The sequence below is a fragment of the Paraperlucidibaca sp. genome, from assembly GCF_982810325.1.
Map to the genome: position 1 here is coordinate 1 of NZ_CEYEMI010000031.1, position 11,901 is coordinate 11,901.

Consider the following 11,901-nt stretch of genomic DNA (forward strand, 5'->3'; position numbering starts at 1 on the left):
GGCCATCGCTGAGTCATCGAGCATTATTGAGGGATTAAAGTGCTATCTCCGCTCATTCGCCGAGCCCTGCAGTGGCCATACGTCTGCGCAGGCATGTATGTTAATTAAGACCTTGCTCGAGGTTAATGCAGAAGATGTCGTATTAAGAGACAGGGTGCAGGCAATGCTTGCAGCTTTTGAAAAGAGGCTTTGCAAAGTACTTGAGGAAGCTAAAGCTATTGGAGAGTTACGAGCTGAGGTGAATTGTCCAAGGCTAGCTCGACTGTTGCAAACGCAAATCATTGGATTACGGGCATTTGCTGAGCGGAACGTAAGCAAAGAGCAGATTGCAGCTGTAGCAGACGACATGGCCAGCTTGATTGATATCTATCGCGTAGAAATTGATGCAGCCTAAATTTTTGCTAGTTTCTACTCAAGTTGCTTATAAAATATTTGTATATCTTCAATGAATATATATTCTGCCAAAATAATTGCGTGTACTGTTTTTGCGCTTCTTGCATTTGCTGGCAACTCTATATTGTGCCGAATGGCATTGGGTGAAGGTGCAATTGATCCTGCTAGCTTCACCATTATTCGCCTGTTTTCTGGGATTATTGTGCTAATGGTTGCTGTTTTCTGCATAAGAAAAAAATCAGAAAGCTCGGCAGTTGGTAGCTGGCGCGGTGCCGCCATGTTGTTTATTTATGCAGTAGCCTTTTCGTACGGATATGTTTCTTTAGATACAGGAACCGGTGCGCTTATTCTTTTCGGATCTGTCCAGATTACCATGGCTATAATGAATATTATCTCTGGTGGTAGGCCAAGTTTATATGAGTGGCTAGGTATGATTGTTGCTTTTTCTGGACTGGCATATCTAGTACTCCCTGGATTAACAACCCCATCCATCATGGGTTTTGCATTGATGGCCTTTTCTGGCGCTGCTTGGAGTGGATACACACTGATAGGCAAAGGCTCGGTCGATCCATTGCGAGATACTGCATATAACTTTCTCAGAACATCCCCACTTATTTTATTTTTTATTTATTTTACCTTCGAGAGCTACGATGTATCTTCAAATGGATTTTTATTAGCAGTTGTATCTGGGGCAGTAACATCTGGGATGGGGTATCTATTATGGTATATCGCCATTGGCGGGCTTTCGATTACTAAAGCAGCAGCAGTTCAATTATTTGTTCCAATAATTGCAGCTTTTGGAGGTTTAGTATTTTCCAATGAGATAATTACTATGCACTTGATAGAAGCATCCGTTTTAATTCTTGGCGGAGTTTTGGCGGTTATTTTAGGAAGTAGTCGCAGTAAAAAGGATACTGATAAGTTAACTCGCTGCTTGTGAAGATTCGACTTAGCGGTAATGTGTCGTTTAATTGAGCGATGGGGCGAGGAGAGGCAACATGTCTGATTGCTGCAATGATAGGTAGGACTCCTGGCACTGCTGAGCAATGTTGGTGTTGCGCTGATGTTGTATCGCTATCGTACTGGCGATAGCAATATGCAGTCGGTATGGCTTTGTAGCCGTAACGATGCCATTGGCAATGTCGCAGTTATGGGTGCCGCAGGCGCGGTGTGGTTTACTGCTAGTGCCTGGCCTGATGTTATCGTTGCTTTTGCGATGGCGGCTCTAGCCATCTCTGGGGCAATTCAGATATCGCGTAGTGCATTACTTGAGTTACGACAGGCTTAAGGTGCTGATAGGCATCTCAGTATAGCTATCATAGAGGCTAGCTTGTCTGGCTATTTCTACAGGCGTCTTGGAGGCTAATTTGTTCATGACTTTGGGCTTGTTTGTGGCCACAGCGATTGCAGAAATCCTTGGGTGTTATTTGCTTTACCTCGTGCTCAGAGAAGAAAAGTCGGCGTGGTTAATATTGCCCGCCGCTTTATCTTTGGTACTTTTTGCATGGTTGCTGACTCTGCACCCAACAGCAGCAGGGCGAGTTTATGCTGCTTATGGCGGCGTATATATCGCTGTGGCAATCGGTTGGCTATGGCTAGTTGAAGGTATTAAACCGACATCGTGGGATGTTATCGGCTCGGCTGTGGCACTGACCGGTATGGCCATTATTATGCTTGCACCACGCACCTCATGATAATCGGTAGGCAACCTACACTAGCGCCTCTTCGGATGCCTGTACGCCTTAATTTTAGGTGCCAGCGCTGCGTAAAGCTTGACTAAGCTGATCAACGATAACAGACCAATCTGAATCCTGAGCCAAGGCTTCACGCAAAAAACTGGCTTGTGAATCTGTCCAAAATTCCGCATCGGCGATTATGCGTTTAGCCGGTAATGGTCGATGCGCACTCAAAAACTCTTGAATTTGCGCATCGGTATTGGGCAGGCCGAGTTGCTTGAATAGCTCGCTCATGTGGTGATGTGCATGATGCATAGTGATGCCTTCATTATTGGGCCTCCCACGCTATACCTATGTGCCGTACATTGCACCCTTCCACCGGATTAGGCCTATGTCATTGGCGCATCTGAAGGTCGTACCACCGGCACCAGCTTGTCTTTCGAGCATTCGGCCAATGCCTTAATGCCATCGGCATCGAAGGCGTCGACGCGAATCACATCGTACATCGCCACCATGGCCTCAGAGACCAATGCACGCTCATCAGTGCTGATGAGATCGTGTTCGATAGCCCAGTCCAATAACTCTTCTTGCTGATGCCCAAGCAGCAGCTCAATGTCTTGCAACTCTGCGGCACCGGCCTTACGAATCGCTTTGTTGATTCGATCGCGAGCGGGGCGTGTCTCCTGTGCCAAGCGCAAGGCATTAATCACGCGGCCCACGGCGTCAGTAGTGTCTTCATCGATATAGACGCCGCTGACCAAACGCTCCTTGGTTGGCCCGCAAGTCACAATACTCATTGCGACGCGTGCGCCGAGATCATCGCTAGGTGCTTGCAGGCGCTGACCGAGTGGGAAGGCCATGATCATTAGCGGCCAGCGCAGAGCTTTCACTGGGTAGTTGCGGATGGCTTCATAGAGCGCGCTTTGCAAATCAAACAGCGAGCGCTGTAAGCCCCACTCGACGATGTCGCGCATATGCTCAGGATAGCCTTCTTCATGCCATTGCTTAATGGTCGCTGAGGCGTAGTACTGATGCACCAAAGCATCTGCCATACGACCGGTGAAGCGTTGTCGCGCCTTTAGTGCACCGCCTAATGTGAGCAGGCTGACATCGGTCATTACCGAGAAAACCGAGGAGAAGCGCGAAAGCTGACGGTAGTAAGGTTGAAGTTGGCCGTTACTGGGCACTGCTTGTAAGCGTGCGCCACTGAGGCCGAGCACGAGCGAGCGCACAACATTACGCCCGGTATGGCCTAGGTGGGCATAAAAAACGCTATCGAACTGGCTAATCCCAGCCTGTGTGTCTTCGTTATTGGCGGCTTCGATTTCGCTCAGAATATAGGGGTGGCAGCGAATAGCGCCTTGGCCAAATATCATCAGGCTGCGGGTGAGAATATTGGCGCCTTCTACTGTGATGGCGATGGGAATTGCTGAGTAAATACGTGACATAAAGTTGCGCGGGCCGGAGATGACGCCACGACCAGCTATCACGTCCATGGCATGGTTAACTACATCGCGCATGAGGTCGGTATTACGGTATTTCAAAATCGCCGACGGTACCGACGGTTTCACGCCACGATCCAACATGCCCGAGGTAAACACGCGCGCGGCATCCATCATATAGGTGTAGCCGGCCATCGGTTCCATGGCTTCTTGCACACCTTCAAACTCGCTAATGGAGCGCCCGAATTGTTCGCGTACAGCGGCATAGGAGCCGGTGGTCAGGCAGGCCATTTTGCTGGCGCTGGTGCCCAATGCTGGCAGCGAGATGGAGCGTCCAATTGACAGACATTCGAGTAGCATTTTCCAACCCATGCCGATCATGTCGGGACCGCCGATGACTTGTTCGAGCGGAATAAATACGTCACTTCCCCAAACAGGGCCATTCATAAACACAGTGTTCATCGGCAAATGGCGAGCGCCTTGATTTACGCCTTCGGTAGCGCAAGGAATCATCACGCAAGTCACGCCAAGCTCGGCATCTTCAGCGAGTAGTTTATCGGGGTCATAGACTTTGATGGCCAGACCAATCAGCGTGGCGACTGGCGCAAGCGTGATATAGCGCTTGTTGAAGGTGACTTTCATGCCCAGCACATCTTGGCCTTGCCATTGCCCACGACAGATAACGCCGTGGTCAGGAATGGCGCCGGCATCAGAGCCGGCAACTGGCGATGTCAGTGCAAAGCAGGGGATTTCTTCTCCGCTGGCCAAGCGCGGCAGGTAGTAGTTTTTCTGTGTCTCGGTGCCGTAGTGCGTGATCAACTCGCCTGGGCCTAATGAGTTGGGCACCATGACAGTGACGGCAGCAGAGACGCCGCGAGAAGCGATTTTCATGACGATTTCAGAGTGCGCGGTATTGGAAAAGCCTAGGCCGCCATAAGCCTTGTCGATGACTAGGCCAAAAAAGCCATTTTTGCGAATGAAGCTCCAAGCCTCTTGCGGCAAGTCATAGAGCTCTTGGGTGATTTCCCAGTCATCGAGCATGGCGCAGAGAGTCTGCGTTGGACCATCGAGAAAGGCACGCTCCTCAGGCGTGAGCGTGGGGTGCGGTAGTTCAAGCAGGTGATTCCAGTCGGGCCGGCCAGAAAAGAGCTCGCCATCCCAATCGACGCTACCAGCCTCCAAGGCTTGAGTTTCGGTATCGGATAGTTTCGGTAAGCGCCCGCGCACCCAGCCGAGTAATGGGGTGCTGAGTAGATGTCGGCGAAGCGGTGAGGGGATAAGTATTAGCGCTGCAAGCAGTGCCAGAGTGGTGGTGGCGAAATTTAGCCAATGCCCAGCATCGAGTACCCAGCCGAGCCCTGCGGCAGCCAGCAGTAGTACGGCTGCAAGCCAGCGATTTAGTCCTATATAGAGTGATATGACAGCGGCAATCACTAGTAAAAGCGCGCTCATGTTGACTCCTTATTGCATGTTAGGAGCTATCAACCTATACCTATCGATCACGACTTGATACCGACATGAATACTTTGTCGCTATGTTCGGTAGCGCACATAGGTGTTAGACATATACCCCTAATATTGCCATTTGTGGGAGCGGTTTCCCCTATATTGGTTCGTAGCCATTTTTCAAGACGATATCTTATGCCCGAAGTTCATGAGCCAGAAGACAACCATCTTTTGGCTGCTTTGCCTGTTGAAGTACAACAGCGAATTTTCCCGCACCTAGTGCTTGTTCCACTGCCGTTGGGCAAAGTGCTCTATGAGTCTGGTGATGAACTGAACAATGTTTACTTCCCGACTGATGCCATCGTCTCTTTACTATATGTCATGGAAAATGGAGCCTCTGCCGAAATATCCGTTGTTGGCAATGAGGGCCTGATCGGTATTGCCTTATTTATGGGCGGTGAAAGTACGCCCAGCCGTGCCATTGTGCAGAGTGCCGGGCATGCCTATCGACTTAAAAGTCAGCTGCTTAAGGATGAATTCAATCGCCATGGCGATTTATTGCTATTGATGCTGCGCTATACCCAATCGTTGATTACGCAGATGGCGCAAACGGCAGTCTGCAATCGCCATCACTCAGTTGATCAGCAGTTATGTCGCTGGCTCTTGCTGTCGTTAGATCGCTTGCCGAGCAATCATTTGACTATGACACAGGAGCTAATAGCTAACATGCTTGGTGTTCGTCGAGAAGGTGTTACGGAGGCCGCCGGCAAGCTGCAAAAACTAAATGTCATTGAGTACAGCCGAGGGCATATCACTGTGCTTGATCGGCCGAAACTTGAAGAGCTGAGTTGCGAATGCTACGCAGTCGTTAAAAAAGAAACAGATCGGCTCTTGCCTCATATGACTCAACTTCAAAGCTCTGCGCTTTAGCAGCAAGAATAAACTCAACTAGTAGGCGCAGGTATGTCAGTCAACATGTCGGCCAGCTCATCCGCATGTTTCTCTTCGACAGCTAAGATATTTTTTAGTATCTGGCTGGTCGTCGAGTCTTTGTCGCCTAGGTATTGAATAAACTCACGATAGCTATCGATGGCAATACGCTCGGCGATAAGGTTTTCTTTGATCATATCGGTCAGTGAGCTGCCCGAAGCATATTCGGCATGACTGCGTTGGCTTAGTGTGTCAGGAGAAAAGTCTGGCTCCCCACCCAGCTGTACGATTCGTTCGGCAATTTGATCAGCGTGCCCTTGTTCCTCTATTGAGTGCGCCAAAAACTCGGCTGCGATGCTCTTAGCATGTATGCCACGTGCCATAAAATTATGACGGCGGTAGCGCAACACACAAACCGTTTCGGTAGCTAGGGCATCGTTGAGCAGCTTGTTGATTGTGAATCTATCAGCGTTATAGCTTTCTGTGATCGCACCTTCTTGGATGTTTTGCTGAGCCCGACTACGCAAGGTTTCAACATCACTTAATCCATCTGCAGATGGCGTGGCTTTGACTTTCCCTTCCACCAGGCCAGCTTTTGAGCTTTGTATTAAATCATCTTGCCCTAGCGGGATCACTGTGGGTGTGTGATTTGACTTGTCAGGGATGCGCCTATAGATGCTATTTATACTAGGCTTGGATGAATTTATTTGTTTCCATATCAATAATCCAATAATTATTAGTGCAGGAATAACAACCCACCCTGGACTTAAGTTTAGTGCGTTGGCACTTAAAATCATGCCTCCTATTAATAGTACTGACCCGATCCAATACAGTAAAAACATAGTGTCTGCCTCATTGATATTTTTAGAAATGAACTTTAAATAATGCTGTGCGCTAAGCTTTATATGCCAATCAGGCTGCCCTTATTAGCAACTACTGTCTGTACGCTATCGAACTGATAAGTTCCTGGTGCTGGGTTAGTTTTTCTAAAACGCGATGTCCCGCGCTTATCAAATCACGGAGATAGTTATGAACGTATCTCACCATTGGGGTTCGACCGAACACACCGACACAAGCGCCAGTGCAGAAGGCTCATTGTTTAAGATTCAGCATGAGGATGAAAATGGAATATGGACCGACGTGCTTGATGCCGCAGGTTTGTTGAGGACTTTTGCGACCACCGAAATGGCTTGGTCCTGCATTGAGACTGAATTTCGTATGGATACGTATTTAGCGAAGTATGGGGATCGTCAGCATGCTCGAGTCATACGCATTTTCCGCAACGATAAGGAGTGGCGCGAAGGTTAGGCTCAACTGACGTAATAGGAGGTCACAATGATTGAACATTCCCTTGATATAGAGCATTCCATTTTGTTTTTACACCCACAGGCAGCACTCTCAGCAGATGATTTTGTGCAAGTGGCAAACGAAATTGATCCATATATTGAACGAGTTGGTGGACTCCGTGGGCTTATCATTGATGCAGCTATATTTCCGGGCTGGGAAGGCTTGGGCGCATTAATGTCTCATCTGCGTTTTGTGAAAGAGCACCATAAACACATTAAAAAAGTCGCACTCGTGACCGACTCTGTATTGGGCGGTGTAGCTAAGCAGTTGGCATCGCACTTTGTGTCGGCCGACATTCGGCATTTCGCTGCTGCAGATCTTGATATAGCTAAAGAGTGGGTTATGGGCTTGGACGAGTAGTCAGTAGTTGGGCATGTTTCAGTGATGATGAGTAGCCTCATATAGAGCTTGGTGCGCTAGCGTACTGTCATATCTTATTTGAGCGCGCAGTGTGTCATCTCCACATGAGCAACTTTGGAGATGCAATATGAGCACTTTTAATCAGAGCAAAGCTGAGGTAGTCAGGAAATATGATGCGTTCGCTCAAAAGTTCAACGAAATTTACTTAGCTGGTACAACGCGCGGGCGTGTGGCTATGTCGACTGCTCTTGATCAGGCGAGTGAACAGCTGACTGCTGCTGGAGAGTTCACCACAGCTCAAGGCGATGAGTTGAAACACTTCCTATCGCGCGATTTGGATCAAACCGTTGCTGATATGAGGCATATGAGCGAAGAGGCCAAAATAAAGCTTAATCCTTCGCGATTGGCAGCAGGTGCGCTGTCTTCAATCACACGAGTGCTAGAGGCAAGCAGTGAGGCGCTGAGTAAGCTGAGTGAAAAGTCACGTGAGCAGCTGACCTACAGTACAGGGGAGATGACCTCATCGGGTACATTGACTTGCAGTGCATGCGAGCAAACTCTGTATCTGAAGACTACTGGGCATGTGCCTCCCTGCCCGAAGTGCGCTAGCACGGCTTTCACTAAAAGTTATTGAGCTGGACTATTTGGGTCTGTTTTCTATGCTTGGCATCATGGACGGTAGAATAGCTTTCAGTAGATGATTCTGAATGAAGTGCAGGAGAATGCGCGATGACCCAGGCTGACACGATTCACTCAAAGGACTATCGCGTCCACGCAGGCGACAAGGTCAAGCTAAAGCACTGGCCAACTCGGGTCGATCCGTACTATGGATCTAAGTCGCAATACAAAGAAATTCTCGAGAATCATGTGGCGCAATTGAGTGCACAGCAGCACATGCATTACGCCTCAAATCAATATGCCGTGTTACTGATTTTTCAGGCGATGGATGCTGCTGGAAAAGATGGAGCGATCCGCCACGTGATGTCTGGCATTAACCCTCAAGGCTGTCAGGTGTTCAGTTCTAAGCATCCGAGCGCTACCGAGTTGCAGCATGACTTTCTTTGGCGCGGCACGCGCAACTTACCCGAGCGTGGTCACATCGGTATCTTTAACCGCTCCTATTACGAAGAAGTACTGATTGCTCGCGTGCACCCAGAGATTTTGCGTAGCGAGAGCCTGCCAGACGCCTTGAAGCGAGGTAAAGACGTATGGCATGAGCGCTATCGATCAATTCGTCATCTTGAGCAGCATTTGCACTGCAATGGCACGCGCATTGTTAAGTTCTATTTACACCTGTCGAAAGAGGAGCAGAGAAAGCGTTTTTTGGAGCGTATCGATGAGCCAGAAAAAAATTGGAAGTTTAGCCAAGCTGACCTCATTGAGCGCAAGTTCTGGCCTCAGTATATGAAGGCCTATGAGAAGTGCTTGAGTGCCACTAGCACTAAAAACGCACCTTGGTATGTGATACCCGCGGATGACAAAGAGAATGCACGGCTGATTATTTCCCGCATTGTGCTCGATACCTTTGAGTCTCTGAAAATGAGCTATCCCAAAGCCAGTGCGCAGCGCCGGCGAGAATTACTTGATATCCGAAAAGAGCTGGCAAAGTAAGCTCGCTGGGAGTGATTGTCTTGAAGGATAGGAGTTTATGCTCGATAGATTAAGTACTGATACCGCCTTGCTTACCACCACACAAATGGCGCAAGTGGATCGATTGACGATTGTGTCTGGCATCAGTGGTGCCGTGCTCATGGAGAGCGCCGGTCGATCGGTTGCGCAAACTATCTTGCAGCGTTGGAGGCCTCGACCGGTACTAGTGCTGTGTGGTCCTGGCAACAATGGCGGTGATGGTTTTGTGGCTGCGCGACGTTTGGCTGAGGCTGGCTGGCCTGTGAGAGTGGCTCTTCTCGTGCCGCGCGATCATCTTTGTGGTGACGCGGCGCGGCATGCGGCGATCTGGCAAGGTCCAGTTGAAGAGCTGGCACCGGAGGCGCTCGACGGTGCTGAACTGGTCGTAGACGCAATCTTTGGGGCTGGTCTTAGCCGTGCGCTTGATGTTGCGATCACCCAGACACTGGCAACTGCGGCGGAGCTAGGCTTAACGATAGTTGCCATCGACGTGCCAAGTGGCTTGATGGGCGATACTGGCGCTAACGTAGGTGCGGTCCAAGCATCGCTCACGGTTACTTTCTTTCGCAAAAAGCCTGGGCATTTGCTCCAGCCGGGCCGCGCGCTCTGCGGCGAGGTAGTTGTTGCCGATATAGGTACGCCGATGTCGGTATTTGACACACTCGTTCCCGACGCTTTCGAAAACAATCCATCATTGTGGCTAGACGCATTGCCCATGCTGCAACCCGACGGCCACAAGTACACGCGCGGTCATGCGTTGATCTGCGGTGGCTATCCCAGCACGGGTGCCGCACGTTTATCTGCCCGCGCTGCCGCGCGAGTGGGTGCAGGGCTGGTCACGATTGCAGTGGAGCCGCATGCTTTGCCTGTCTATGCAGCGGCGCTCACCAGTGTGATGGTGACACCAATCGCTGACTTAGCTGATGTCGATAGTTTACTGGCCGATGCGCGTTACTCAGGATTGTTGATCGGCCCCGGTGCAGGTCTCAACGATGCTACCCGCGAGCGTGTATTGGCGATGTTGAATACGGGGCGGCCTACAGTTCTCGACGCGGATGCATTGTCAGTCTTTAAAAATGACCCGGATGAGCTGATGCGCTCCATCACGGGGCCTTGCGTACTGACGCCGCACGAGGGGGAGTTCAAGCGGCTCTTCGATGACACCGGCGACAAGCTAAGTCGTGCTCGTAACGCAGCTAAGCGTAGCGGGGCGATACTCGTACTGAAGGGCAGCGATACGGTGATCGCCGCACCTGACGGGCGTGCCATTATTAATACTAACGCGCCGCCGACGCTGGCCACAGCGGGCTCAGGTGATGTATTGGCCGGATTGGTGTTGGGCTTAATGACGCAGGGCATGGAGCCATTTCTGGCCGCGGCAGCGGCAGTGTGGTTGCATGGCGCCGCCGCCACAGAGTTTGGCATTGGCCTTGTGGCTGAGGACTTATCGGAGGTATTGCCTATCGTGTTGCAGCGCCTTCATGCACGGTTAGTGCTCTAGCGAACAGACGCGGCTATTGGTCGTGCTTCAGTGTCTATATAGCTTACTCATTCAGGAGCAACTATGAAGACACTACTGACGATTGAAGCATTGGCCGAATTAACGGCGGCGCACACGCCACCGTGTTTGTCACTATATCAAGCAACGCACCGATCGCGTCCGAACAATCAGCAAGACCCCATCCGCTTTCGTAACCTCCTCAAGGAGCTTGAGTCTTCCTTGCGACTGAAGCACTCAGCAGCCGAAACACAAATGCTCTTACAGCCGTTTGAAGCCTTGAGTGAGGACAAAAGTTTTTGGAACCACACAATGGCTGGATTGGCTGTGTTGGGTTCGGCTGGGTTTTTTCGAGTATTTTGCCTGCAACGCGAGCCGCCAGAGTTGGCCATCGTGGCGGATAGTTTTCATACCAAACCACTACGCCGCTTTCTACAGTCGATGGACCGTTATCAAGTTCTTAGCTTGAGTCGCGGCCAATTCAAAATCTTCGAAGGAAATCGTCATGCGCTTGACGAGCTACTACCGAGCGCTGATGTTGGGCGATCAATTCTCGATATTCTCGGCACCGAGCAAGGCGAGCCCACTCAGACCAGCTTCTCACATGCTGGAGGGGGTGCAAGTGCCGGTGTTCATCATGGGCAGGGTGGTAAGAGCGATAGCCTCGATGTAGAAGCCGATCGCTTCTTTCGTAGAGTTGATCATTTGGTGCTTGAGCATTACTCCAAGTCTTCCGGTCTGCCGCTTATTTTGGCCGCGCTCCCTGAGCATCATCATAGATTTCGCGAGATCAGCCACAACCCTTACTTACTCGACATTGGCTTGCATGCGAACCCTGAAGGTATGGCGACTACTGAGCTGGCGCAGCGTGCTTGGGAGGTCGTGGAGCCACAGTACCAGGCGCGCCAACTAGCCTTAGCAGACTCTTTTGCCACAGCGCTGTCCAAGGGCTTGGGTAGTGACAATTTGAACAAGGTTGCCACTGCCGCCGCTGAGGGTAGGGTTGCCAAGCTTTTGATTGAGTCAGGCCGTCAGATTGCAGGGCATCTTGATGTGACGACGGGCCGAGTCCGGACTGCTGAAATAAATGATCCAGACGTAGACGATTTACTTGATGACTTAGGCGAGCTTGTTGAGAAGATGGGTGGCGAAGTCTGTGTCTTGCCAACCGCGCGAATGCC

At 50.5% G+C, this 11,901-nt stretch carries 14 protein-coding genes; 11 read left to right on the plus strand and 3 right to left on the minus strand.

Annotation, left to right across the window (positions count from 1 at the left end):
- The 4 genes from AC3DKE_RS09375 to AC3DKE_RS09390 form a co-directional block, all read left to right on the plus strand.
- Positions 1-394, plus strand: a 394-nt coding sequence (locus AC3DKE_RS09375) for a TetR family transcriptional regulator C-terminal domain-containing protein (RefSeq protein WP_487990521.1), incomplete at its 5' end; no start/stop codon positions are given.
- A gap of 51 nt (positions 395-445) precedes the next feature.
- Complete coding sequence (locus AC3DKE_RS09380; protein WP_487990522.1) at positions 446-1,333, plus strand: DMT family transporter; 888 nt, start codon at positions 446-448, stop codon at positions 1,331-1,333.
- 96 nt (positions 1,334-1,429) lie between these two features.
- Positions 1,430-1,681: a cation efflux transmembrane domain-containing protein gene (locus AC3DKE_RS09385; RefSeq protein ID WP_411730333.1), complete on the plus strand. Its 252-nt coding sequence runs from the start codon at positions 1,430-1,432 to the stop codon at positions 1,679-1,681.
- A gap of 85 nt (positions 1,682-1,766) precedes the next feature.
- Complete coding sequence (locus tag AC3DKE_RS09390; RefSeq protein WP_340674922.1) at positions 1,767-2,087, plus strand: YnfA family protein; 321 nt, start codon at positions 1,767-1,769, stop codon at positions 2,085-2,087.
- A gap of 54 nt (positions 2,088-2,141) precedes the next feature.
- On the opposite strand, the gene AC3DKE_RS09395 is transcribed toward AC3DKE_RS09390, so the two are convergent.
- Both AC3DKE_RS09395 and AC3DKE_RS09400 read right to left on the minus strand, forming a co-directional pair.
- On the minus strand, positions 2,142-2,384 hold the full coding sequence (locus AC3DKE_RS09395; protein ID WP_340674921.1) for a DUF2789 family protein: 243 nt from the start codon (positions 2,382-2,384) through the stop codon (positions 2,142-2,144).
- Positions 2,385-2,458: 74 nt separating this feature from the next.
- On the minus strand, positions 2,459-4,963 hold the full coding sequence (locus tag AC3DKE_RS09400) for an acyl-CoA dehydrogenase (protein WP_487990523.1): 2,505 nt from the start codon (positions 4,961-4,963) through the stop codon (positions 2,459-2,461).
- A gap of 188 nt (positions 4,964-5,151) precedes the next feature.
- Here AC3DKE_RS09400 and AC3DKE_RS09405 point away from each other — a divergent pair, with 188 nt between their 5' ends.
- The gene (locus AC3DKE_RS09405; RefSeq protein ID WP_487990524.1) at positions 5,152-5,886 is read left to right on the plus strand and encodes a Crp/Fnr family transcriptional regulator; all 735 of its coding nucleotides are present in this window, start codon (positions 5,152-5,154) and stop codon (positions 5,884-5,886) included.
- A 14-nt stretch (positions 5,887-5,900) separates the two neighbouring features.
- Here the strand turns inward: AC3DKE_RS09405 and AC3DKE_RS09410 are convergent, their stop codons facing one another.
- A complete protein-coding gene (locus tag AC3DKE_RS09410) occupies positions 5,901-6,683 on the minus strand; it encodes a ferritin-like domain-containing protein (RefSeq protein WP_487990525.1) in 783 nt (260 codons plus the stop codon).
- Between the two features lie 232 nt (positions 6,684-6,915).
- Here AC3DKE_RS09410 and AC3DKE_RS09415 point away from each other — a divergent pair, with 232 nt between their 5' ends.
- The 6 genes from AC3DKE_RS09415 to AC3DKE_RS09440 all read left to right on the plus strand — a co-directional run.
- Positions 6,916-7,194, plus strand: a complete 279-nt coding sequence (locus AC3DKE_RS09415) for a hypothetical protein (RefSeq protein WP_340674917.1) — start codon at positions 6,916-6,918, stop codon at positions 7,192-7,194.
- A gap of 27 nt (positions 7,195-7,221) precedes the next feature.
- A complete protein-coding gene (locus tag AC3DKE_RS09420; protein WP_340674916.1) occupies positions 7,222-7,593 on the plus strand; it encodes a SpoIIAA family protein in 372 nt (123 codons plus the stop codon).
- A gap of 235 nt (positions 7,594-7,828) precedes the next feature.
- A complete protein-coding gene (locus tag AC3DKE_RS09425) occupies positions 7,829-8,227 on the plus strand; it encodes a zinc ribbon-containing protein (protein WP_484217384.1) in 399 nt (132 codons plus the stop codon).
- A gap of 95 nt (positions 8,228-8,322) precedes the next feature.
- A complete protein-coding gene (locus tag AC3DKE_RS09430; RefSeq protein WP_340674914.1) occupies positions 8,323-9,204 on the plus strand; it encodes an ADP-polyphosphate phosphotransferase in 882 nt (293 codons plus the stop codon).
- A 37-nt stretch (positions 9,205-9,241) separates the two neighbouring features.
- Entirely contained in the window at positions 9,242-10,723 is a 1,482-nt protein-coding gene (locus tag AC3DKE_RS09435; protein WP_340674913.1) for an NAD(P)H-hydrate dehydratase, read from the plus strand.
- A 63-nt stretch (positions 10,724-10,786) separates the two neighbouring features.
- On the plus strand, positions 10,787-11,901 hold a 1,115-nt coding region (locus AC3DKE_RS09440), incomplete at its 3' end, for a baeRF3 domain-containing protein (protein ID WP_484217382.1).

What these genes read in the sequence shown, in the direction of transcription:
- AC3DKE_RS09380 (WP_487990522.1), top strand. Translation starts at nt 446, where the DNA reads ATGAATATATATTCTGCCAAAATAATTGCGTGTACTGTTTTTGCGCTT.
- AC3DKE_RS09390 (WP_340674922.1), top strand. Translation starts at nt 1,767, where the DNA reads ATGACTTTGGGCTTGTTTGTGGCCACAGCGATTGCAGAAATCCTTGGG.
- AC3DKE_RS09395 (WP_340674921.1), bottom strand. Translation starts at nt 2,384, where the DNA reads ATGCATCATGCACATCACCACATGAGCGAGCTATTCAAGCAACTCGGC.
- AC3DKE_RS09400 (WP_487990523.1), bottom strand. Translation starts at nt 4,963, where the DNA reads ATGAGCGCGCTTTTACTAGTGATTGCCGCTGTCATATCACTCTATATA.
- AC3DKE_RS09405 (WP_487990524.1), top strand. Translation starts at nt 5,152, where the DNA reads ATGCCCGAAGTTCATGAGCCAGAAGACAACCATCTTTTGGCTGCTTTG.
- AC3DKE_RS09410 (WP_487990525.1), bottom strand. Translation starts at nt 6,683, where the DNA reads ATGATTTTAAGTGCCAACGCACTAAACTTAAGTCCAGGGTGGGTTGTT.
- AC3DKE_RS09415 (WP_340674917.1), top strand. Translation starts at nt 6,916, where the DNA reads ATGAACGTATCTCACCATTGGGGTTCGACCGAACACACCGACACAAGC.
- AC3DKE_RS09420 (WP_340674916.1), top strand. Translation starts at nt 7,222, where the DNA reads ATGATTGAACATTCCCTTGATATAGAGCATTCCATTTTGTTTTTACAC.
- AC3DKE_RS09425 (WP_484217384.1), top strand. Translation starts at nt 7,829, where the DNA reads ATGTCGACTGCTCTTGATCAGGCGAGTGAACAGCTGACTGCTGCTGGA.
- AC3DKE_RS09430 (WP_340674914.1), top strand. Translation starts at nt 8,323, where the DNA reads ATGACCCAGGCTGACACGATTCACTCAAAGGACTATCGCGTCCACGCA.
- AC3DKE_RS09435 (WP_340674913.1), top strand. Translation starts at nt 9,242, where the DNA reads ATGCTCGATAGATTAAGTACTGATACCGCCTTGCTTACCACCACACAA.